The sequence below is a fragment of the Acinetobacter sp. UBA1496 genome, from assembly GCF_002324975.1.
GTDB classification, from domain to species: Bacteria; Pseudomonadota; Gammaproteobacteria; order Pseudomonadales; family Moraxellaceae; genus Acinetobacter; species Acinetobacter variabilis.
In genome coordinates this window covers 15031-38775 of sequence record NZ_DCRI01000022.1, presented here as the reverse complement: position 1 = coordinate 38775, position 23745 = coordinate 15031, and the positions used below count along the sequence as shown (strand labels likewise).

The 23745-nt window shown below is 44.0% G+C and carries 20 protein-coding genes and 3 tRNA genes; 14 read left to right on the top strand and 9 right to left on the bottom strand.

All coding sequences use genetic code 11. From position 1 onward, the window contains the following. Positions 1-32: 32 nt before the first annotated feature. From B3143_RS02230 to B3143_RS02220, 3 genes are all read right to left on the bottom strand, one after another. Positions 33-701 (bottom strand): HAD-IIIA family hydrolase, encoded by a 669-nt coding sequence (locus tag B3143_RS02230; protein ID WP_261635062.1) that lies wholly within the window; start codon positions 699-701, stop codon positions 33-35. A 506-nt stretch (positions 702-1207) separates the two neighbouring features. Continuing rightward, positions 1208-2176: an RluA family pseudouridine synthase gene (locus B3143_RS02225; protein WP_261635063.1), complete on the bottom strand. Its 969-nt coding sequence runs from the start codon at positions 2174-2176 to the stop codon at positions 1208-1210. A 519-nt stretch (positions 2177-2695) separates the two neighbouring features. Next, on the bottom strand, positions 2696-2845 hold the full coding sequence (locus B3143_RS02220; protein WP_180018640.1) for a hypothetical protein: 150 nt from the start codon (positions 2843-2845) through the stop codon (positions 2696-2698). Between the two features lie 99 nt (positions 2846-2944). Between B3143_RS02220 and B3143_RS02215 the strand changes: the two genes are divergently transcribed. The 5 genes from B3143_RS02215 to B3143_RS02195 all read left to right on the top strand — a co-directional run bounded on the left by B3143_RS02215 (position 2945) and on the right by B3143_RS02195 (position 8890). Beyond that, positions 2945-6370 carry an Rne/Rng family ribonuclease gene (locus B3143_RS02215; protein WP_261635064.1) on the top strand — a complete coding sequence of 1142 codons (3426 nt, stop codon included), beginning with the start codon at positions 2945-2947 and terminating at the stop codon, positions 6368-6370. 174 nt (positions 6371-6544) lie between these two features. After that, positions 6545-8386 (top strand): long-chain-acyl-CoA synthetase, encoded by a 1842-nt coding sequence (locus tag B3143_RS02210; RefSeq protein ID WP_286739340.1) that lies wholly within the window; start codon positions 6545-6547, stop codon positions 8384-8386. 198 nt (positions 8387-8584) lie between these two features. Continuing rightward, positions 8585-8660, top strand: a tRNA-Lys gene (locus tag B3143_RS02205). 21 nt (positions 8661-8681) lie between these two features. Then, a tRNA-Lys gene (locus B3143_RS02200) sits at positions 8682-8757 on the top strand. A 57-nt stretch (positions 8758-8814) separates the two neighbouring features. Further along, positions 8815-8890: transfer RNA gene (locus B3143_RS02195), tRNA-Lys, on the top strand. A gap of 158 nt (positions 8891-9048) precedes the next feature. Here B3143_RS02195 and B3143_RS02190 read toward each other — a convergent pair. Continuing rightward, positions 9049-9735, bottom strand: coding sequence for a hypothetical protein (locus B3143_RS02190; RefSeq protein ID WP_286739339.1), 687 nt, complete (start codon positions 9733-9735; stop codon positions 9049-9051). A 251-nt stretch (positions 9736-9986) separates the two neighbouring features. On the opposite strand from B3143_RS02190, the gene B3143_RS02185 reads away from it, so the two are divergent. From B3143_RS02185 to B3143_RS02175, 3 genes are all read left to right on the top strand, one after another. Then, complete coding sequence (locus B3143_RS02185) at positions 9987-10259, top strand: PspC domain-containing protein (RefSeq protein WP_034169835.1); 273 nt, start codon at positions 9987-9989, stop codon at positions 10257-10259. Positions 10260-10440: 181 nt separating this feature from the next. Continuing rightward, positions 10441-11223 carry a sulfite exporter TauE/SafE family protein gene (locus tag B3143_RS02180; RefSeq protein ID WP_034169834.1) on the top strand — a complete coding sequence of 261 codons (783 nt, stop codon included), beginning with the start codon at positions 10441-10443 and terminating at the stop codon, positions 11221-11223. 84 nt (positions 11224-11307) lie between these two features. Beyond that, positions 11308-12717: an SLC13 family permease gene (locus B3143_RS02175; protein ID WP_286739337.1), complete on the top strand. Its 1410-nt coding sequence runs from the start codon at positions 11308-11310 to the stop codon at positions 12715-12717. Positions 12718-12791: 74 nt separating this feature from the next. On the opposite strand, the gene B3143_RS02170 is transcribed toward B3143_RS02175, so the two are convergent. Beyond that, positions 12792-13901, bottom strand: a complete 1110-nt coding sequence (locus tag B3143_RS02170; RefSeq protein WP_104426653.1) for an HPP family protein — start codon at positions 13899-13901, stop codon at positions 12792-12794. 198 nt (positions 13902-14099) lie between these two features. Continuing rightward, positions 14100-14927 carry a transglutaminase-like domain-containing protein gene (locus B3143_RS02165; RefSeq protein WP_104426654.1) on the bottom strand — a complete coding sequence of 276 codons (828 nt, stop codon included), beginning with the start codon at positions 14925-14927 and terminating at the stop codon, positions 14100-14102. Positions 14928-15241: 314 nt separating this feature from the next. On the opposite strand from B3143_RS02165, the gene glyQ reads away from it, so the two are divergent. The 6 genes from glyQ (at position 15242) to B3143_RS02135 (ending at position 20749) form a co-directional block, all read left to right on the top strand. Then, on the top strand, positions 15242-16231 hold the full coding sequence (gene glyQ, locus B3143_RS02160; protein WP_005232423.1) for a glycine--tRNA ligase subunit alpha: 990 nt from the start codon (positions 15242-15244) through the stop codon (positions 16229-16231). Next, positions 16231-18300: a glycine--tRNA ligase subunit beta gene (gene glyS / locus B3143_RS02155; RefSeq protein ID WP_104426655.1), complete on the top strand. Its 2070-nt coding sequence runs from the start codon at positions 16231-16233 to the stop codon at positions 18298-18300. The genes glyQ and glyS overlap by 1 nt, the downstream gene beginning before the upstream one ends. A 68-nt stretch (positions 18301-18368) precedes the next feature. Then, positions 18369-19238, top strand: a complete 870-nt coding sequence (locus tag B3143_RS02150) for a hypothetical protein (RefSeq protein ID WP_104426656.1) — start codon at positions 18369-18371, stop codon at positions 19236-19238. Positions 19239-19326: 88 nt separating this feature from the next. Beyond that, positions 19327-19716: a hypothetical protein gene (locus B3143_RS02145; protein WP_104426657.1), complete on the top strand. Its 390-nt coding sequence runs from the start codon at positions 19327-19329 to the stop codon at positions 19714-19716. A 232-nt stretch (positions 19717-19948) separates the two neighbouring features. Beyond that, positions 19949-20428, top strand: a complete 480-nt coding sequence (locus B3143_RS02140; RefSeq protein WP_104426658.1) for a hypothetical protein — start codon at positions 19949-19951, stop codon at positions 20426-20428. A 108-nt stretch (positions 20429-20536) separates the two neighbouring features. Next, positions 20537-20749: a hypothetical protein gene (locus B3143_RS02135; protein ID WP_228203548.1), complete on the top strand. Its 213-nt coding sequence runs from the start codon at positions 20537-20539 to the stop codon at positions 20747-20749. 344 nt (positions 20750-21093) lie between these two features. Here B3143_RS02135 and B3143_RS02130 read toward each other — a convergent pair whose 3' ends face one another. The 3 genes from B3143_RS02130 to B3143_RS02120 form a co-directional block, all read right to left on the bottom strand. Continuing rightward, a complete protein-coding gene (locus B3143_RS02130) occupies positions 21094-22047 on the bottom strand; it encodes a 2-hydroxyacid dehydrogenase (protein ID WP_104426659.1) in 954 nt (317 codons plus the stop codon). Positions 22048-22139: 92 nt separating this feature from the next. Next, positions 22140-22334: a hypothetical protein gene (locus B3143_RS02125; RefSeq protein ID WP_034169824.1), complete on the bottom strand. Its 195-nt coding sequence runs from the start codon at positions 22332-22334 to the stop codon at positions 22140-22142. A gap of 121 nt (positions 22335-22455) precedes the next feature. After that, a complete protein-coding gene (locus B3143_RS02120; protein WP_104426660.1) occupies positions 22456-23727 on the bottom strand; it encodes a hypothetical protein in 1272 nt (423 codons plus the stop codon). Between the last annotated feature and the right edge of the window lie 18 nt (positions 23728-23745).

The following is a 23745-nucleotide window of genomic DNA, read 5'->3' as shown; positions in this document are numbered from 1 at the left end:
GCCGGATCTTGAATAATGACTAAGATACTGAATTAAATGGCTTCTTTCCATTGGACTTTAGCCAATAAAAAGTCATGCAAACTGCTGACATCGTTGACAATCGATAGCGGATTAAACTGCGCCAAGGTTTCCGGTGTATGCACGCCATAAGTCACACCCACACTTGGCATGGCAATATTCATCGCCATTTCCAGATCATAAGAAGTGTCACCGACCATAATCGCTTCATGCGCACTAATACCAGTTTCAGACAGGATTTCAGCCAGCATTAAAGGATCAGGTTTAGAGCGGGTTTCACTGGCAGCACGAGTGGCATGAAACAGATCCATACTCTTGGTTTGCTTTAATACACGATCTAAACCTTTACGACTTTTACCGGTAGCGACTGCTAATTTAATGCCTTCATCCTTTAATGCATAGAGCATTTCAGACACGCCATCGAACCAGGCATCTTCAACAGAGTTCGCCACATAATGATCTGAATAAGCCTGCAAAATATCGGCATGTAATTCTGGTACAGTTGGGAATAGTCGCTGTGCGACTTCTGGCAAACCTAATCCGATAATGCTTTTGGCGTCGGCATCGGTCAACGGTTGCTGAAACTGCTGTGCGGCAAACTGCAGGCTCGACACGATCTGCCCCACTGAATCAAATAAAGTGCCATCCCAATCAAAAATGACCAGTTTTAGAGGTGAATTCATATAAGGTTCCTAGTATTTGATTCAGTGTTAATCCACCCCGACCCTCCTTTTTCAAAGGAGGGAGAGTTTCATCACAAAATAACTTTTATTGTGATATCACAACAGCTATTGGCTATCCAATAGCGACATGGATGTCGCCGTTGATCTGTGGCATAGGGAGGTGCAATCAGATCAACAGAAGGGGTTTTGTTACTTTTGCCCCCTCAAAAGTAAAACACTGCCTACGCGATAAAATTTGATTTTATAACTACAAAACTCGGCTGTGCTTTACTTTTACCTCACCCCAGCCCTCTCCTAAAAGGAGAGGGAGAATTCATTACTGAACAACGTACAGTAACTAAATAATAAAGATAAATTCTTAGCTATTTTGACTTATCACTAGCACATGCGAACTCAACGTTCCCTCTCCTGAGCGAATTTTAAAGCATTGCTTTTAAAATTCGTGCAAGAAAGGAGACTTGCGCAGCAGTGCTGCTCAGGGAGAGGGTTAACTTAAAAGCTAAAAATTACTCGTCATCTTCCGCAGGCGTTACCACCTTATCTGCCTTTTGCGCACGAAGCTGAGCCACAAGACTCTGCATATCTTCAGGCAAAGGCGCTTCAATGGTCGGATAACCTGGAATTTCCAGACGCATCGCATGCAGACATAAGCGGCGTGGCTTTGGCCCACGATATTCAGTCTCGTGACCATATTTCTCATCACCTACCAGCGGATGACCGATGCTGAGACCATGTACACGAATCTGATGGGTACGACCAGACAATGGAGAAGCATACACCAGTGTCGCATGCATAAAACGCTCTGCTACATTCCACTGGGTTTTAGACTCTTTGCCTTCTTTAGAGACACGTACACGACGCTCACCATTAGAAAGTTCATAACGGTGTAAAGGCGCGTCAATGAGTTGTTTATCTAGCGTTACATGTCCTTTCACGACAGCGGCATAAGTTTTTTTAATCTTATGTTCACGTAATAAATCTTGTAGCGTTTTTAAGGTACTACGCTTTTTCGAGATCATCACCAAACCAGAGGTGTCACGGTCAATACGGTGAATCAGTTCCAGGTATTTTTTACCTGTTGCAGCACGCAGGCCCTCAATTAGGCCATACGCCACACCGCTACCGCCATGCACGGCAATACCCGATGGTTTATTGACGACCATCAAGCCTTCATCTTCATATACCACACGGGACAGAAGACCTTGGGCCACCTTGTCCGAAATCGGCGCTTCTGATTCATCTTTTTGCTCATAACGAATCGGTGCCACACGAATCTGGTCGCCAATCGCCAGTTTGGTTTCGGCCTTAATGCGTTTTTTATTGACGCGAACCTGTCCTTCACGAATCAGACGATAAATCCGACTTTTAGGCACCCCTTTCAGACGACTGAACAGGAAATTATCGATTCGCTGTCCATCTTGATGTTCATCCACTTCAAACCAAGTGACGCTTTGCCATTGTTGTGTAGAATTCATACAGTTACTATGACCCAAAAATACTAAAATTGATTAAAAACTGATCACTTAGGTTATGCTTTACACAAGAAACATAAGCTTAGCCCATAGGCAGATGATGCAAGGTTTGGTATAGTCAGCGCACGGAAACCATCGTTTGTGAGTAAAAGTTGAAGCATTTCAGATTTCTCTGAACTTGATTATTCAATTAAAGACTCACATGATACGGGAAGGTCCCAAAAGAATTATGCCGACGCCGAAGGCTTATTATATCGGCAAACAAAGCAAACTGTTGCGTTTAATTGTACCTCAGGTACATAAATCAGTTTGTCTGAAAAAATATGTCGCCAACCTAGTTGGTTTTTAAACGTAAACTGATACACATCAGATTAGTCGCACCCTGAAGACGACTTCAGGCTACAGCGTTTGATGCATTGGATCTGCACAGTTTGTAAAGATACGACGACAATTCCGTATCAAGACACTTTCTATAAAGAAGGGATGATCTTCGAGCAATGTGACAGTGAAAGTTACTCACATCTAATGCACCGCTTGTCCGCCAGTGAAACGTTCAGGTGACTTTAATCGTTTAAAGATTGAAGCCGTATTGCCATCATCAATACGTGAATCAAAATACCGAAGCTGATCTATATTCAAGTAGACGCCGGGAATAAAAGACTCAGACCACAATGAAACTCATTGGAGATCTGGGCCATTGATCCGTGATGTGTGATGTTCGCTACGTGAATAGCGATTTTTTGCTGTGTATCACTATAAGGTGTTACACCCATGAAACGTATGTTGATTAATGCAACACATGCCGAAGAAATTCGCGTTGCACTTGTCACTGGTCAGCGTCTTTACGATTTCGATTTAGAGAATCGTACCCGTGAACAAAAAAAATCGAATATCTATAAAGGTCACGTGACTCGCGTTGAACCTTCTTTAGAAGCTGTATTCGTTGAATACGGCGCAGGTCGCCAAGGCTTCCTGTCTATGCGTGAAATCGCAAACTCTTACTACAAAGCCGATCCTCGTCAAACTTCAAATATCCGTGAACTGATTACTGAAGGCACTGAACTTCTGGTTCAGGTGGAAAAAGAAGAGCGCGGCAATAAAGGCGCTGCCCTTTCAACTTTCATCTCTTTAGCTGGTCGTTATCTGGTTCTGATGCCAAACAACCCGAAAGGTGGCGGTATCAGCCGTCAGATTTCCGGTTCAGTACGTGAAGAACTGAAAGAAATGCTGGCTTCTTTAAATGTGCCACGTGGTATGAGCGTCATTGTTCGTACAGCAGGCATTGGCCGTTCTCAAGAAGAACTACAGCTTGATCTGCAACATTTACTAGACCTTTGGGCACAAATCCAAAGCACTGCAAATTCAGGCCCATCGCCTATGCTGGTCCATCAGGAAGCAGGTGTAGTAACTCGTGCGATCCGTGATTACCTGCGTGATGATGTAGCAGAAATCCTGATTGATTCTGAGCAAGCCTATAACGAAGCATATAACTTTGTTAAAGCAGTAATGCCGCTTCAGTTAGACAAACTGAAAACTTATACATTGAATGAGCCTTTGTTTGCGCATTTCGGTATCGAAAGCCAAATCCAAACTGCTTATGAACGTGAAGTGAAACTGCCTTCAGGCGGTTCGATCGTGATCGACCAAACTGAAGCTTTAGTTTCAATCGATATTAACTCAGCAAAATCAACTCGTGGTCAGGACGTTGAAGATACAGCGTTAAATACCAACCTTGAAGCTGCTGAAGAAATTGCTCGTCAATTACGTTTACGTGATATCGGTGGCTTAGTTGTTATCGACTTCATCGACATGACCAAAGACCGCAACCAGCGTATGGTAGAAGCGAAACTACGTGAAGCGACTCAAAGCGACCGCGCACGTATCCAGTTTGGCCAACTGTCTCGTTTCGGCCTGATGGAAATGAGTCGTCAACGTCTGCGTCCATCATTAGAAGAAGCGACTGGTTATGTCTGCCCACGCTGTCATGGTACCGGTATGGTGCGTGACTTACGTTCTCTCTCACTTTCAATTATGCGTAAAGTGGAAGAAATCGCGCTACGTGAACGTCATGGTGAAGTTCAGGTTGAAGTACCAGTAGAAATTGCAGCATTCATGCTGAATGAAAAACGTCACAGCCTGGTATATCTGGAACAAACTTCAAATACACGTGTGACTGTACTTCCACATCCACACCTGGAAACGCCTCACTACGAAATTTCGTATAACCCTGAAGGTTTCGCACCAACCAGTTACGAGCGTACTGAAGCAACCCGTTCAAGCGAAAAAGAACTGGGTTATGAGTCTTCTGAGTGGCATTTAGAAGAAGAACATACGCATACTGCTGCACCAGCACCTGCTCAGCAGCAAAACAACGGCAAAAACAATAAACGCCGCAATAACCAAAATCAGCAAAACGTACAGCAAGCACCTGTTGCACAACAGGCACCTGCTCAAGTTGCAGCACCTGCAGCCAGCCCATGTGCATGGTTAGAAAACCTGTTTGTACAAAAACAGGCAACTACTGTTGATCAGTCTCGCACAGCGAACAATGCTGCTGCTGCCATCGAACAGATGGTGAATGGCGGGGCAGTGAGTCGTGGTCAGTTCGGCCAGGTTGCTCCTGTAACACCAGCAGTATCTGCACAGCCAGCAGCTGTTGTAGCACCGGCAACTACCGGCAATGCTTATCTGGCGCCTTCGACTGTGGCACATAAACCAGAGCGTGATCAGTCTGAAAAAACTGAACGTGAAGAGAAATCACAGCGTCATAACAAAAAAGCACGTAGCAACAAGCACAAAGAGCCACGTGAACAGGCGCAGTCTGATAATGTATCACAACATCAGATGCATGAAGAAGTGGTTCAGGTTTCTCGTCAGGAAGCGCGTGAAAACAAACGCAACTCTCGCCGTCAGCACCACAACGAGTCTGCACAGCAAAGCGATACTCACGGCAATGAGCAACAGCAAAACGTGCCACGTCGTGACCGTCGCAACCAGCAACGTCCAGAACGTCCAAATCGCCACCGCGATCCAAGTGTTCTGAATGAGCAAGGTGTACCTCAAGCACCTGCTGCCGTTGAAGCTCCAGCAGTCAATGAAAAGCAAGTGCGTGTAGAACTGGTCGATGCTCCTCGTAAAGAAGTGATGCCAACAGCAATGGTGGTGAATATTGACGAGGCGAAAAGCGAAATTGTGGCATTGAATGACACTGCTCCAGTCGCAAAACCTGCTGTTGAAGTGACTGCCCCTGCCGATGCTCCTGTAGAAGCACCAGCTGCGGAAGAGTTCCTGGCTGAAGTGACTGCATCTGCTCCTGCAGAGAAAGCACCGGAAGCTCAGTCATCATCAAAACAGCGTGCCAGCAATGACCCACGTCAACGTCGTCGTGACCGCCGTCGTGCTGCACAAGGCCAACAGGCGAAAACTCAGCAATTGACACCATCACAGGTGCCAACACTTGGCCAATACACCATTGGCAGTCTGATTCGCCATGTTTATGGCGAAGACTGTTCAGTCCTGATTGAACAGTTTGGTCTGTTGCCAACGTTTAACCGCGCATTGCAAAAGTTCACGCAGGAATATAATGCGACTTTAGCAACGGTTTCCACCGCGACCACAGAGAAAAAACCTGTAACTCGTGATGTAGAAGTCAGCAAAGCACAACCTGAAGCAGAACCTGCACCTGTGCTGGATTTAACTCCGCCTGCACCGGTTTCAGAGAAACGTGTGGCGAATGATCCACGTGAGCGTCGTCGTCTCGCTAAACTGGCTGCCGAGCAAGCATTACAGCAGGCTAAACAGCAAGCACAAGCTGAAGCAGAATCTACTGCAGCTGAACCTGCTGCAGAAGCAACGGCTCCAGCGGAAGAGGCGAAAGCTGAAAATACTGAAGCTGCACCTGCTGAAGCTCCGGTAGCCGCAGTAGAAAGTGCTGATACAACTGAAGCGACTCAAACTCCTGAGCCAGCTGCTGAAGCGCCTGTAGAAACTGCGAACGCTGAACAGATTCCAGCTGAAGAAGTCACTGAAACGGCTACAGCTGAAGCAACTCCAGCAGAAAACGAAGCTGCGCCTACTGAAACTCCGGAAGCCGATAAAGCTGAAGAAACTGTAACAAAAGCTGAAAAACCGGCTGCCCGCCCACGTCGTCCACGTGGCCGTCCACCGAAAAAAACTAATACTGCAACTGAGTCATAATTCACCCAATTGCAGTTAACTAAAAAAACCTAGTCATTTCGGTGGCTAGGTTTTTTTTGCTAGATTTTGTCAGAATAGGTTGATTACTCTAGTTTCAACACGCTAAAAGATGGCTATCATCCGTTTATTGCATATAAATTAAACGCATTGGATACGAAAAATGATAGGACGCCCATGACCCAGACGAACCAACCCGATCTTATTGGCATTGCAGATGTCGCAGCCAAAATCCCTGCCTTCATCAGTAAGGTCCCTAATCTGCTGAACGGACTGCGACAGGCTTATTTACGTACTCCCAATACGCCCGCAGGCCTGGGTTTAGCTTTTGAAAAAGCAACACAGCGTAATCCTGAAGGTATTGCATTACGTTTTGAGGATCAGTCCTATACCTATGCTCACCTAAATGGCTGGGCGAACCAGATCGCACATTTCTACCTCTCTCTCGGTGCACAGAAAGGTGATGTGGTGGCCGTGATGGTCGAGAACCGTCCGGAGTTTATTGCCAGTGTGATTGGTCTAGCCAAGCTGGGCATCACAATTGCGCTGGTGAATACTTCTCAGGTCGGCAAAGTCCTGACACATAGTATTAATCTGGTGAAACCGATTGCAGTCATTGTCGGTGAAGAGTGCCGTGCTGCCGTTGATGAAATCCGCAATAATCTCAATATTGCCGCTGACCGTTTCCACTGGTTTGCCGATCAGAACATACAAGAAAATACCGGACAAGCACCTGAAGGGTTTATCAACCTAGCAGAGCAGATTGACCAGTTCCCGAAATTCAATACACCGACTACGCATTCGGTACAAGGCAAAGACGGCCTGTTCTATATCTATACTTCAGGTACTACCGGCTTACCTAAAGCGGTGATCTTTACCAATAGCCGCTGGACACTCGCCTATGGCACCTATGGCCATGTCCTGAACCTGAATAAAGATGACGTGATGTACTGCACCCTGCCGCTTTATCATGCGACAGGTATTGTGGTGTGCTGGTGTGGGGTGATTGCCGGAAGCAGTACTTTTGCCATCCGCCGTAAATTCTCCACCTCTTCCTTCTGGAAAGATGTCAAAAAATTTGATGCTTCAGCGATTGGTTATGTCGGTGAACTTTGCCGCTACCTGATGGATGCCCCACCGTCTGAACTGGAAAAAGGCCATCGTGTCACCAAGATGATTGGTAATGGCATGCGCCCGAATATCTGGGATAAATTCAAATCCCGTTTTGGCATCAAGGAAGTACTGGAACTGTATGCCTCAAGTGAAGGTAATGCCGGTTTCAGCAATGTCTTTAACTTTGACAATACTGTCGGTTTCTCACCAACACCTTATGCCATTATCGAATTTGATAAAGATAAAAATGAGCCTGTGCGTGATGCCAAAGGTCGCTGCAAACGGGTAAAAAAAGGTGAAACCGGTTTATTGATTGGTAAAATTACCCGCCGCTCCCCTTTCGATGGCTATACCGATCCGGAAAAGAACAAGGCAGTCATCATGCATGACGTGTTCGGCAAAGGTGATTCCTACTTCAATACCGGCGATCTGGTACGTAATATCGGTTTCCGTCATGCCCAGTTTGTTGACCGTCTCGGCGATACCTTCCGCTGGAAAGGTGAAAATGTTTCAACGACTGAAGTCGAAAACATGCTGACCGAGTATGACAAAATTATCGAAGCTGTGGTTTATGGCGTAGAAATTCCGAATACTAATGGCCGTGCTGGCATGGCTGCAATTACCCTGCAACCGGGAAGCACCCTGGATGAGCAAGACCTAAAAAATATGGTCAGCACCTTTAAACGCTGTCTGCCTGCATATGCAGTTCCGGTTTTTCTGCGCATTCAAGAGCAGGTAGAAACGACCGGTACCTTCAAATATCAGAAAAACAAACTGAAAGAACAGGCTTTTGATCCAAATAAAACCGATGAACGCCTGCTGGTTTTATTGCCAGGGAGCGATGCGTATTGTGAGCTGACTCAAGAAATTTTTGAGAACATTCAAGCCTATCAATATCGTTTCTAAGTGCTGAAGTTGCCTATTTTTTGTTTAGATAAAGCAGAATTGTTGTATTTATAATCAAACATAGGCAACTTTGTTATTTTTTACTTGCGCTGCAATGAGATCTTGCTACAATACGCTCCATCAAACAAAGTGGTGCTTTTAGAACTTTTTTAGTTTCTCTTGCACTGCACAATTAAGTCTTGCTTAATTGTTGGTTCAGGGCCGTTAGCTCAGTTGGTAGAGCAGTGGACTTTTAATCCATTGGTCCCGCGTTCGAGTCGCGGACGGCCCACCATTAAATTTGATATCCCCTGATGGGCCGTTAGCTCAGTTGGTAGAGCAGTGGACTTTTAATCCATTGGTCCCGCGTTCGAGTCGCGGACGGCCCACCATCATTTCTAAAATCTCTTTTTAGAAAATTCAATCAAAGCTACTTTGATTACCCGAATGGGCCGTTAGCTCAGTTGGTAGAGCAGTGGACTTTTAATCCATTGGTCCCGCGTTCGAGTCGCGGACGGCCCACCATTCTCCCCTCTATATTCATTTTCTTCTTTCAATATTCTTATAATATTTCCTATATTATTCAGTTCATTCTTTTTATTTAAGCACAGTTCATCCTGACAATTTTAAAATCGCCATTTTCATTTATGCTGTTTTTAAATTCTTTAGAGACTTTATCGCTTTTATTCAGTGATTTTAAATTCAGAATCTTTGACCAGCTCATACGCTTTAGAAGGTGCAGGATAACCCTGATCAAATAATTGCTGGTTTGCCCGTTCTTTTTCGTCATAAATTTTTTCCAGATTCATGACCAGATGCGTTGGGCTTTTAATCATATAGTAGAACTTTGCTCCTTCTTTATGGTCCACGATCAGTTCAGTTTGTTCTGGATTAATCGTCCAGCGGTCCTTACGATAGGTCACATTGCTTTCAGTCTGAACCCGTCTGGAATTATTCACAAAGACTTTGCCATAATGCACAATACTGCGATGCACTGTACCATCTGGCAATAAAGTCAAAATAAATACCGACTTCCCTTCCGTACAAGGCGCAAACCGCCCGTCACAATCAATCTGGGTAAGATAACGCCCGACATAGCTTTTGGCATAATCCGGTACAGGTTTAGGATCGACATTTGGTTCTACAGGCAATGCATTATAGGTTGCAGTCTGGGTGAGCGATTTAGCATTACGGGTGTCATAACTTTCATTGGCGGCGGAGATGACTACGCCATCTTGTGCCAAAGTTTTCGTAGTATCAGGTAAGGGTTTGCTTTGATGATCATCACAGGCAATCAGTCCTGCAACACTTCCCAGCACAAATCCAAGCCGGCATAAACCACTTAAATGATGCGATACATTCGATTTCATTTTAAAAATATACCTGAAGGGGTGCACATCTATATAGGCAGACGACTCACTGAAAACTTATAAGTTTTAATAATGAATTCAATGGAATTTTTATGATCTTAGTGATTTTTTAAGGATTATTTAATCTCCCGTAACATTACTTAACGAATTTATTTTCAATAGATACTTTAAAAATTCAGATAAAACTCCATTCTTATAAATATGAGTCATTTTTTAGACTCAATCTTATTTTTTTCTATCAGGAGACTTGGATGGCCAATGTTGGTTTATATCGCTCTAACCGCTCAAACATGATTGCAGGTGTAATGGGTGGTATTGCTGAACGTTTTGGTTGGAACGCAAATTTATTACGCTTGATCTTCGTGATTATTTCGGTCATGAGTGCTGCTTTCCCGGGTATCTTAGTTTATCTGGTTCTATGGTTAGTGATGCCAAAAAAGAATTCTATGCCTGATTATGCTGCGAGCAGAACTGATTATGAACGTCCTGTGCGTACCGTGAATCAGGATAAAGACTACCGATAAAATCGTTTCCTCTTTCACCTAAATATTCATATGGTGAAATTTTTATGCCACGGTCCTTCCCCCAAAAGATCGTGGTTTTTTTTTGCCTGATTTTTAGGTTTTGGTCTTATTACTATTTTACGCTTTACCCTGCTCGCCTATTCAGGATAAGTTGATACTTTCTACTTGAAATGGATTTCAGATGACGCAGGCAGAATGGGTTGTACTTTGGCTGTGTGCGATCGCGGCATTACTGCATGGGGTCAGTGGTTTTGGCTTTCCTATGCTAAGTACGGCTGCCTTATCCAGTGAATATGCCTTAAGTACAGCAGTCACCTTGGTGATTCTCCCCTGCCTGTTACTGAACCTTTGGATGCTCAATAGCGATCCAAAATATAGCCTGTTGCAGAGCATTCGCTATTATGTCTCACGCTATTGGCCACTTATGCTCAGCAGTCTGGTCGGTAGTGTGCTGGGGGTCAAATTACTCATTTGGATCAATGAAGGCTATCTTAAATTATTACTGGGTCTGGTGATTATTTTCTATGTACTGGATCAGTTACGCTCTACTCCGCTTCGAGTCAGTAGCAGTCAGCTTAGTATGCTGGGATTCGGTTTACTGGCCGGCATGATTGGAGGTGCAACCAATGCCATGGCACCCTTCCTGATGATGTATCTGCTTAGCTGTCAGCTCTCCAAAACTGATATCGTCATCATCAGTAATCTTAACTTTATTGCCAGCAAACTGGTGCAGTTGACCTTACTCTTCCCGATTCTCATTTCTTTGCAAACCCATCAGCGACATATCCTGCTTGGAATCACGTTATTTGCTCTCATCGGTGTCTGGTTAGGGGGGAAAATACGTCATCGACTTTCCCAGCAACATTTCAAATATCTAGTGCTGTTTTTTCTATTTGGACTGGGGATTTACGCACTTTGGCAAAGTGTGGGATTATTACAACACTCTACTATACTGTTTAAATAACATCTTTTTTAATCAAACCACATATTTACTTTTATAAGAATTTCAAAAACGCCTTTAAATAAAAAAGTTGAGCAAGGAGGTTGTATGAACGACCCTTTACGCACCCCGACTGATGCCATGCCAAAAGGAATTCGAAAGGGCTGGATTTTAATTGTGATCGCTGCAGTGGTCTCTTATGGCTTGTATCATATTTTGCCTTATGACGAAAATGCCAATAAGGGATTGGCCTTACTGACCTTTATCGCCATTTTATGGCTGACCGAAGCGATTCATATCACCATTACTGCCCTGCTGATACCTATACTGGCCGTCGTCCTCGCCATGCCCATGGCCAAAGGCGATGAACTGGAACCAATTACCACACAAGCAGCACTCACCACTTTCGCAGATCCCACCATCTTCTTGTTTTTTGGTGGTTTTGCCCTGGCCTCGGCGTTGCATATCCAGAAACTGGACAAGAAAATTGCCACGTGGATTATCTCGCTTTCCGGTGGACATCTCGGTGCGTCAGTACTGGCTATCTTTTTAGTGACTGCTGCACTGTCGATGTGGATTTCCAATACCGCCACCGCAGCCATGATGTTGCCCCTAGCGCTGGGTTTACTTTCGCATCTGGATGTTGAAAAAGATCGTAAAACCTTTGTGTTTATTCTGCTTGGGATTGCCTATTCGGCCAGTATTGGTGGCTTGGGCACTATCGTTGGTTCTCCACCAAATGCGATTGCAGCCAAAGCCCTCGGTTATGACTTTGCTGACTGGATGAAAGTCGGCCTGCCAATGATGTTCATTATCCTGCCAGCAATGTTGATCAGTCTGTATCTGGTGTTGCGTCCAAAACTAAATCATAAGGTGAATTTTGTCACCGAAAATATTCCCTGGACCACGACCCGTATTGCCACCATGATTTTATTCCTTTGTACCGCGACTGCCTGGATTTTCAGCAAAAAATTGACTGAAAATTTCGGCATTTCACAGCCCGATACTTGGATCGCGATTCTGGCGGCCTGCATGGTAGTGATTCTGGGTACGGCTACATGGAAACAGGTTGCTGAAAATACCGATTGGGGTGTGCTCTACCTGTTTGGTGGCGGCTTGACCTTAAGTGCTGTCTTGAAGGATTCAGGGAGTTCTCTGGTCTTAGGTCAGACGCTGGCGAATGCTTTCGGTGACTCCTCTCCTCTCGTGATTATCTTTGTGGTGGCAACCTTCATCATCTTCCTGACTGAATTTACCAGTAATACTGCCTCGGCTGCCTTACTGGTTCCGGTCTTTGCCGCCATTGCCGACCAGATGGGTATGCCTAAAGAGATTCTGGTGATTGTGATCGGGATCGGTGCTTCTTGTGCCTTTATGCTACCTGTGGCGACACCACCGAATGCCATTGTATTTGGGACTGGTCATATTCAGCAAAGTGAAATGATGAAAGTCGGCTTTGTCCTGAATATCATGTGTATTTTCTTGGTTTCCCTGTTTATTTACTGGTTCTTTATCTAAGTTGAGATAAATCCAGATTCCAAATAAAAAAGCACCCAAGGGTGCTTTTTTCAGAATTATTTATATAAGAGTTCTTAAGTTCTCATTTTAAAATGGTTCAGTTCCTGATTCAGGGCAGCGATGATATCTGCGCGGCTAATAATTCCGACCAGACGCTGTTCACTCACCACCGGAATATAGTTAAAGGAACGCTCCACAAAATAGGGCACCAGATCCTGAATCGGCTGTAATGGCTGCACAGTAACTACCTTGCGGGTCATAATATGTTTGACCTGATGTTCCCAGCTGCTGCGCACATCTGCAGCACGTTTAAACCATTCTACCACCTGATACATGGCCAGCGTCCCCACCAGCTTGCCTTCCGCATTAACCACTGGCAGGCTCATCAGGTTCATTTGCTTAAACTTGTCCAGTGCATGCTGAATATCATCATTGGCATGCAGGGTCACCACGTCTTTGGTCATAATGTCCTGACAGGTAAACTGGTTGACCGCACGGGCATTGGCTCGGTCCTGCGCTTCCAGAATAATCTTTTGCAGGTCATATTCACTAATGTCCAGCAGCTCGGTTTGCTGATCCAGTACTTCCTGAATATCCTGTGGCTGAATGGTGACTTTCTGGGTCGGGGTCGGATCTTTGGAACGGGTATTTAATTGCGCCTGCTGCGGATAATGCTTGCCAATCATTCGGTTAAAGACGATAGCAATCACCATCAATAAAATCGAATTCAGCAGCACCGGATAGAAAACAAAAGCATAGCCGAGTTCATGCACCGCATTGCCGCCGAGTACCGCTGTAATAGCCACAGCACCACTCGGTGGATGCAGGGAATCTGTGGTCATCATTAAAATGATTGCTAATGCCACTGCCAGACTAAAAGCTTCGGTCGGACTGGCAATAAACAAGGCACAGGTCACACCCACCACAGCAGCAATAGTATTACCTACCAGAATATTCCAGGGCTGTGCCAAGGGACTGGCCGGAACCGCAAACAGCAGCACAGATGACGCCCCCATCGGCGCGATATACCAGGCTTCAAAATCCCCCAGAATCCATAAACTCAGTAATGACGATACCGTGAGACCCAGTAGTGCCCCAATACCGCAGAGTAAACGGTCTTTGAGTGGAAGAACTTTAAAATTCGGTTTTAAGGTATTGAGCCAGTCGAGATTGGAATGGAACACGGCGCGCCTGATTTTAATGTTTACAGATTTTGCGCATTATAAAACTAGTCGCTTTAAAGATGTATTCATTTTATATCTTTTAATTACACTTAAATGGATGCTGTTTAAAAATCTAAATCTCTCTCTAGGCGACAGCCATCCATCTAGTCCTCTTTTACGGTTCAATCCCTCATAGAATTTTCAATGAGATAATTCATGTCAGGTGATTTTAGCCTTAGCTTCGCTATGAGAATCAGGTTTAATCAGAGGTTCGATTTTGAGCAGTTCGACCTGACCATAATAGGTTGAGAAGGCCACATCTCCGGCATCTACCCCGGTGCCAATGCGAATCAGCTCGTCAACCGGAGCCAAACGGGTCGGATCAAACTGCACCCATCCTCCTTCCAGATAGGCTTCAAAAATGGCATGAAAATCGGGTAAAAATTTTTCAATTTCCACATAACCGACCACCATGCGTGCCGGAATTCCTAAAGCACGGCATAGTGCAATACCTAAATGGGCAAAGTCACGGCATACCCCTGCCCGGTGGACCAGTACATCTGTTGCAGTCGTAAACTGGTCAGAGCAGCCAGAGACATAAAAAATATTGTTATAAATCCACTGTTCAATGGCTTTTACACGCGTATAGCCGGGTGTCATCCAGCCAAATGAACGTTTCGCCATTTCAAGTATTAAATCTGAATTGCAATAGCGGCTGGCCAGCAAATAAGGTAGTACTTCATCCGGCAGGTCTGGAATTTTGACTTCATTCAGATTTTGCCTCAGATCAACCGGAATGCACGGCTGACGGGTAACTGTCGCGCTATAATTCAGTTCAAATGCTTCACAGGGCTCGAGTTGCAACCGGATATGGCGGTTTTGATGCTGAGCATCCCGAAATTGATGCCACTTGACCGGCATATTCATGGTGAGCTGTTCTTCGAGAATATTCTGATCGGGATGATGGGCGACCTGAACCATAAAAATAAATTCGGTAGGTTGCACAATCTTGTATTTTAAATGGCACTGAATTTGGTAAGTGGCCATGAAGTTCCTTATTATTAGGCATTATTATATTGTGTGAAGATTAAACTAATTCTAAGACCCCAATCGTATGAGATCAGTTTAACTTTATTGCGCTTCAGTGACCAGGATGCTATACATCTGATTTATTCCTGATTTTTAGATCTCACCCCATTGCTATTCCAGCATAAAATTGCAGCAAAGCCGCGCAAAATCTGGCATGAATGAAGACCATTTTAATTTTTTCCAAAATATTTTCAGCGTATTAACCCTTTGCCACTCCCCTGTAAAATCCTTATAATCAAGCACAATTTTTCTCTAATTTTAAGTGGATGACCATGAGTCGCGCCATATCGCATATTGATACCTTCCAAGGCTTAATTCTTGCCTTACAAAACTACTGGGCGGAGCAAGGCTGCGTCGTGTTACAGCCTTACGACATGGAAATGGGTGCAGGGACATTCCACACTGCAACATTCCTTCGTGCACTAGGTCCTGAAACCTGGAATGCCGCTTATGTTCAGCCATCACGCCGTCCGAAAGATGGCCGTTATGGTGAGAACCCGAACCGTCTGCAACACTACTACCAGTTCCAGGTTGTGCTTAAGCCAAACCCGGACAATATCCAGCAGTTGTACCTGGATTCCTTAAAGGCAATCGGTATTGATCCTTTAGTTCACGACATCCGTTTCGTGGAAGATAACTGGGAATCTCCAACACTGGGCGCGTGGGGTCTAGGCTGGGAAGTTTGGCTAAACGGTATGGAAGTGACTCAGTTCACTTACTTCCAGCAAGTCGGTGGTGTTGAATGCTACCCAGTTACTGGTGAAATCACTTACGGTCTGGAACGTCTGGCCATGTACCTGCAAGGTGTAGACTCGGTTTATGACTTGGTTTGGACCAAAGGTCAGTTCGGTACTGTGACTTATGGCGATGTGTTCCATCAAAATGAAGTAGAACAATCGACTTATAACTTCGAATATGCACCAGTAGAAAAAATGTTCGAACTGTTCGACTTCTACGAAGCTGAAGCAACGCGTTTAATCGAAGCTGAACTGCCATTGCCTGCTTATGAGCAAGTAATTAAAGCATCACACAGCTTTAACCTGCTGGATGCGCGTGGTGCGATCTCTGTGACTGAACGTCAGCGTTATATCCTGCGTGTTCGTACTCTGGCACGTTCAATCGCGACTAGCTATGTGGCTGCACGTGCGAAACTTGGTTTCCCAATGGCAGAACCTCACCTACGTGACGAAGTCCTGGCTCAGCTTAAAGCACAAGTTGAAGCAGAAGCGGCTCAAGCAGAAAAATCAGCGGAGAACAAATAATGTCTAAACATACAGTTTTATTTGAACTTGGCTGTGAAGAACTTCCACCAAAAAGCCTGAAAAAATTACGTGACGCTTTAAAAGCTGAAACTGAAAAAGGCTTAAAAGATGCCGGTCTTGCTTTCGACGCAATCGAAGCTTATGCAGCACCGCGTCGTCTGGCACTAAAAATCATCAACGTTGATGCTGCTCAAGCAGATACGCAAAAACGTTTTGACGGCCCTGCTGTTCAAGCTGCTTATGATGCTGAAGGTAAACCGACTAAAGCGCTTGAAGGCTTTATGCGCGGTCAAGGCATTACGGTTGATCAGGTTTCTACTTTCCAAGCCGGTAAAGTTGAAAAAGTCTGCTACCTGAAAGATGTCAAAGGCCAAAGTCTGGACGTTTTACTGCCACAAATCCTGCAACATGCTCTGGATCAATTGCCAATCGCAAAACGCATGCGTTCTGCTGCTAGCCGTACCGAATTTGTTCGTCCGGTGAAATGGGTTGTGTTGTTAAAAGACAGCAATGTGATTGATGCAAACATTCAGGATCACAAAGCAGGTAACGTGACTTATGGTCACCGTTTCCATGCGCCTGAAGCGATTATCCTGACCAATGCAGATGCGTATCTGGATGCCCTTCGCGCTGCGAAAGTGATTGCATCTTTTGAGGAGCGTCAAGCGATCATTGATCAGCAAGTAAAAGCATTAGCAGATGAAGTGAATGCGATTGCGATTGTTCCTGCTGATCTTCGCGACGAGGTCACTGCTCTGGTTGAATGGCCGGTAGCTTTACGTGCCAGCTTTGAAGAACGCTTCCTTACCGTTCCTCAAGAAGCCCTGATCACTACCATGCAGGATAACCAGAAGTATTTCTGTCTGGTGAATGCTGAAAACAAATTACAGCCTTACTTCATTACCGTTTCAAACATTGAGTCTAAAGATCCGACTCAAATTATTGAAGGTAACGAGAAAGTGGTTCGTCCGCGTCTGTCAGATGCTGAGTTCTTCTTCCTGCAAGACCAGAAACAGCCATTAGCTTCTCGTAAAGAGAAACTGGCAAACATGGTATTCCAGGCACAACTGGGTACTTTGTGGAACAAGTCTGAACGTATTGCCAAACTGGCTGTCGCACTTGCTCCGATTACGGGAGCAAAAGATGAAGATGCTAAAAAAGCGGCTCTTCTCGCTAAATGTGACTTAACTTCTGAGCTGGTGGGTGAATTCCCAGAACTTCAAGGCATCGCGGGTACTTACTACGCACGTCTTGAAGGCGAAAATGATGAAGTGGCTGAATCTTTAGGTGAGCAATACTTACCTAAATTCGCAGGTGACGTTCTGCCTAAAACCAAAACTGGTACAACGATTGCGCTTGCGGATCGTCTAGATACTTTAACTGGTATTTTCGGTATTGGTCAGGCACCTACAGGTTCTAAAGACCCGTTTGCGCTACGTCGTTCTGCGATTGGTATCCTGCGTCTGGTCACTGAAAACGAACTTGATGTATCAATTGAAGATCTAATTAAGCTTGCTCTAGCTGCGTATGGCGATGTATTGAAAGACCACGACAAGACTCTGGCAGATGCGGTTACCTTCCTTGAAGGTCGTTACCGTGCGAAATACGAAGACCAAGGCGTTGATGTTGACGTGATTCAAGCAGTTCAAGCGTTATCACCAAAATCTCCACTTGATTTTGACAAACGTGTAAATGCGGTAAATCACTTCCGTGCATTGCCTGAAGCTGCTGCACTTGCTGCTGCGAATAAGCGTGTGGCGAATATTCTTGCAAAAGAAGCTGCACCTGAAGGTGCTGTGGTTGAAGCCAATCTGGTGGAAGATGCTGAAAAAGCATTGTTCGCTGAACTGCAAAAAATCACACCGGTGGTTGAGCCGCTGTTTGCTTCTAAAGATTACACTGCTGCGCTGTCTGCATTGGCTGCCCTGCGTGCGCCAGTAGATGCATTCTTTGACGGCGTAATGGTGATGGCTGATGATGCTGAACTAAAAGTAAACCGTTTACGTCTACTTGCTCAGTTGCGTGATCTGTTCACTAAAGTTGCAGATATTTCAGTGTTACAGCACTAAGTTATAACTTCTTGTAAGTTAATGAAAACCTCGCTATAAATTAGTGGGGTTTTCTTTTTAAAAATCATATGAAAAAAATTAATAAATCTTGCCTAATATGTTTCTCAAATAACAACAATATACGACAGGCTATTACAAACTTAAGGTTTGTCCTTGAATCTATCGAAGAATTAGAACATATAGCTCTTTGGTCAAGGCTAGCCTCAGCATTAACAGATATCAAATTTGACAGTTATGAACATCAAGAACTAGAAACTTATCTATGCGATCTATATGAATTCAACAGAGAAGATGATAAATATTATGAAAAGTATATGCTGGAACTTACGCGCTTCATGTATTTATATAACATTCTAGAATACATAGCTCCTAAAAAAGAAAATCAATATCAACCTGACATACCTAAGTTCAGAAACAATATAGAAAAATACTCAATAGATAGCTATCCAATATATACGGAAAAATATTGTGAAAAATACATAGCTGTTATAAAAAGAGGATTACAGCTAAATTACTTAAACGATCAAAAGATTGAAAAATTTATTAATAATAAGGAAGCCTCAAATCATGTATCAACATCTTTTTATCTTTTGACAAATATTAGAAACTTATTAGCTCATGGTAAAATAAAAGTAGTTCCCAATCCGGATTTTACAGGAGATCATGAAGAAGCCTTATACTTTTCAACTCTCTTTAGAGCCTCCACAATTATTGTAGTCATTTATATTCAATTATATATTTTAAATAATTATAAAAAATTTAATTCAGAGCATATTAATGCTTACCGCTCTGATTATGACATTTTTCCATTAGATGAAAAATTTATAAGTCTGATTAAGACTAATCATTTACTATCAAATTCTCCCCTAATAAGTTTAGGGATTCTTGAAGAAGAAAATACTTTTGACGAAGTGAATCACTATTTAGTAACTCAGTAATGAATCTAATACTAGAATCAATTGCTATAGGCATATCCCTATATATTTCATATACTCACCCTAACAACACTCAACAAGAAAGAAGCGCATGAAATTTCAAACACTCATTATGACGACTCTTGCGGGTATCGCACTTACAGCATGTACATCTCAACCCACCATTCCACAACTGGAACTGGGTGTATTACAGGAAGTACAAAATCTCGAAGTTATTCCAGAAACAACCAACAATAAGGCGAAACTGACCAAATTCCTCGACAAATGCGTGATTGAATTTACTGGCGACATCGGCAACAACCGTTCAGTTGAACAATGGTCATTTAAAGGACTGACCCTGATTGATGCCGGTTCAGCCACTTTCCAACGCGACGGAACCAGCACAGCACAAAAATTTGACCTGCATGATGCGGCGGTACAAAAGAACTTTGTGACTCTGCGCAATCATTTTGCTAAAGATGCCCTGACACAATGTGACTAAATAGATCGCCCTGTTTTTTTGAAAATGGGGCTATTTATTTGAATGAATAGAAATTTAATCTTTCTTCTGATTTGACCTATTTCTTCTTCCCCTTAAAAATTATAAAATCCTCGCATCATACTACGCTGAACCTATACTCTCTTCACAGCTTATTCATTGTTTTTGGCTGATTATCCGTTACACTGAAAACCAAACTCAGACCGCTCTTTGACGAATTCGAGGTCGATCCATAATGAATATCAAAACCCCAATTATTTTAACGACAGCTTTAATGTTCTGCGCACCTGTATTTGCACAGACCGAAACCACTCAGACCACCAAACCGATTGCGCCTTATGGTGAGAATCCGAACCTGCTGCATGTGTTTGCCTATAAAGCACAGGAAGGTGTCATCAATACCGCTGAAAAAGTAGGTGAAGTCACTGAAAAAGGCATTGCCAAAATCAAACCGGGTGTAGACCGTGCCTGGGGCAATACCAAGTCTGTGGCATCAGATACCATCCAGAAAGTAGATGAGGGTGCGACTCAGGCAGCACAGCAAACGGGTCAGAAAATTCAGCAAACTCGGGAAGTCTGGCGCGGCAATTCACAACAGGCGCCGATCGTGCAGCAACCTTTGAGTCAGCCATCTACCGCAACTCAAAATTCATCGGTATCACAACCCCAATCAAGTTCCGATGCAGCGACCAGTTATGCAGTAGATGATCTCTAAATCATCGCATTGAAAAAAGCCCATTACGGGCTTTTTCTTTTAAGCATTGAAGATAGTTGAGCCTTTCTTTAGACTGAGCTCAAATAAAATCATAAGAAGATAATAAAAATGAGAAAAATTCTTTTCAGCTTTATCGTCGGCATTCTGTGTGGCGTAGCCATCCTGTACATCACTTTACTGGTTTCAGGTGAAACCGTGACCTCAATTGCTGCGATTGATGATGAATTATCTTCCATCCCGAGCCTGTCTAGGGCTGCCTCTTATAACCACAAAACCGAAGGCGAAAAAATCCAGCATATTCAAAACCTTGATCAAGCATAATTTAGACCCGCCTCTGGCAATAATGCCGACCTGTATCGGATCAAGGATATGTGTAAATTAAGAATCGGGGCTCAGGGAGATGATATTTATAGCTATCGAACTACCTATTTCTCGCAGAATCATCTGATTTATATGTTTGAAACCCATTATCGAACATCTTATGACAAGCGTCCCGATGAACGGGTACCCGAATTTAAGCGCGTCTATCAGGAAATTATATTTAACCCCCGGTCTGCACTGGTTCAGAGTGAATTTTTAAAACTATTAGATAAATATATTACGCCAGAAAACCGAAAAAAATGCTGATCGAATTCGATCAGCATTTAGTTTTTATTTAATAATTTTTAATTTACCTGACGGATGGGCTGACCTTGCTTAAAGGCTGCTACATTTTCCACCATCTGATCCACAATGCGTTGACGCGCATCGACACTGCCCCAGGCATTGTGCGGTGTAACAATCAGGTTAGAAATTGAGGCGTCGAGCAATACATTGCCCTCTTTCGGAGGCTCCACGGTAAGCACATCCGTCGCAGCACCGGCAATTTTGCCTTCGCGTAAGGCCTGAGCCAACGCCTGTTCATCGACAATTCCACCACGTGCACAGTTAATTAAAAATGCGCTTGGTTTCATCGCATCCAGTTCAGCATGACTGATTAAATGACGGGTATCTTCCGTTAAAGGGCAATGTAGGCTTAAAAAATCCACTTGTGGCAATAAATCGGCAAATGGAATACGTGAGTCATCTGCCGGACGGTTGGGCAAAGCGGCAACTAATACTTTCATGCCAAAGGCTTCTGCCAGTCTGGCAACAGCATGACCTAGTTCACCATAACCAACAATACCTAAGGTCTTACCTGCCAATTCTACAATTGGCGCACCTAATAGACAGAACTGGCTGGCCTTTTGCCATTCACCCTGCTGTACTGCACGCTGATAAGTCAGAAATGAAGTGGCCAGAGTGAGCATCAGCATAAGGGTATGCTGAGCGACAGCAGAGGTACCATAAGCCTGACAGTTACACACCACAATACCACGTGCCTTGGCCGCAGCCAGATCGACATTATTAGTGCCTGTGGCAGAAATCAGGATCAGTTTCAGTTGAGGACATTGCTGGATGGTTGCCGCGTCAATCATGACTTTGTTGGTAATGATGACATCGACATCGGCCACAAGGGACTGAATCTCTGTAGCCGATGTGGCCGGGTATAAGAGCAGCTGATCAAATACTGCATGAAGTGCCTGAAAGTCCAAATCCTGTTGGTCTAAAGAAGCATAATCTAAATAAGCGGCTTTCATGGCGCTACCCTCAACCTTGTTTGACAATTTATTTTGATTGCCATTTAAAACAAGTCCTGCAGGGTTTTCAAGCAACTTACTGTCAGAAGTGGTTAATCTACAGACTTATCAATATGGTTACGCAAAGAACGGCGCACCTTATAAATCACATATACACTGAGAAAGATCAGAAAAATAAGAGAAGAACTGAGCAAGATCATTGCAGGATGCACACTTTCCGCGTGTGCAAAATTAGGCAGCATCAGTCCAAGAATAAAACAAATACTCGTAACTCGTATGGATTGCATATATTTACTCCCTTGTCATATAAACAACCGGGAGCGGTGTGACTATTTATCATACCGCCTAAGACCATATTAGCCTTTAGCAAACATAAGTCAAGTATTTGTTTTTTAGAAAAATTTTTCGTTAGTTCATTTCACTTCGTGTCACAAACTGTGTATTTTTGTCACTTGCGTCAACGAAACCGGAAGCGCCGTATTCATCTGTATGCAAATTTAGATGCTTATAGCTGAACATATAAAAATCAGCATAGCGTTTCATGATAATCGGATGCATGCCTACATTTAATTCATCCTGCTCCTTGACCAGTTTCATGATATGCCGGTCATTCATCACTACTAGATAGCGCTCATCATTTAGGTTAATGGTCAGCAAGCCATTACCTTTGGCATAAATCGGAATCAGGAATTTATGGTTCAGTGCAATCGCATCACCGGTATAGCTTTCGATCTTGTTGCTGATGACATTAAAGACCAGCGCATGACCATAGGCATCCAGCAATAACTGACGCTTTTCCTGCGGCAGATTGACGTGAATCCCAAGCTTGAGCAGATCCTGCTGATCGACCTGTTTATTACTCAGCAATTCACGCAAAATCACCTGTTTTTGCGCTGCATCAAAAAACTGGGTATCCAGCAGCAGATCATTATTTTTCAGGATACGTCCTAAAGCAAAACGATGCCTCGGCAAGATATTCTCAATCACCTTGCGATAATAGAACTTGCTGTTTTTCTTGACCCGACGCATTTTCTGGTAGAAATAACTTTCATCATATTCATGCAATAAAAAGTCATACAGCAGCTCGGAGCTGGCCAGAACAGCGATGGCATCATGGCCAGTAAATGGCAGATGCAGTACATGATGCTGCGGAAGTACGGCTTCCAGTTTCAGGTAATGTGCCCGGTCTTCGGTACAATACGGGTCATAAACCAGAATATATTCCCGTTCCGGACTGACATCTTCTGCCTCAATCCGCATGCCCTCATTTAGCTCGGGCTGGTAAAACATGTTGTAGCGGGCATCTTCGACATCTTCCGGATCGATCGAATATTGCGGCACCATCGCGACCACACGCTGAACATTCAGCAGATTGGAATATTTAATCGCGGCATAGCCACCCATAGAACCACCATAGGCAATGCGCTGCTGAAACGGCGCAATCAGCTCAGCAATCGCTTGCAACATGTTCCACATGGAACTTTTGGGAAACCAGGATTTCTGTTTGGGCATGATTCCCAAAACATTAAATTCAAATTTCGCTAATGATTTTTCGGCATTGATGCTCAAGCCCTTGGCACGGGTAATCAAATCTCCAAATGAAAAAATCAATTCTGAAGATGACCCCGGCATAAAAATTGCGCGTATATGCTCATCTTCAAAAACAATCTGCTTATCCATAACTTTCCCGTGCTGGTG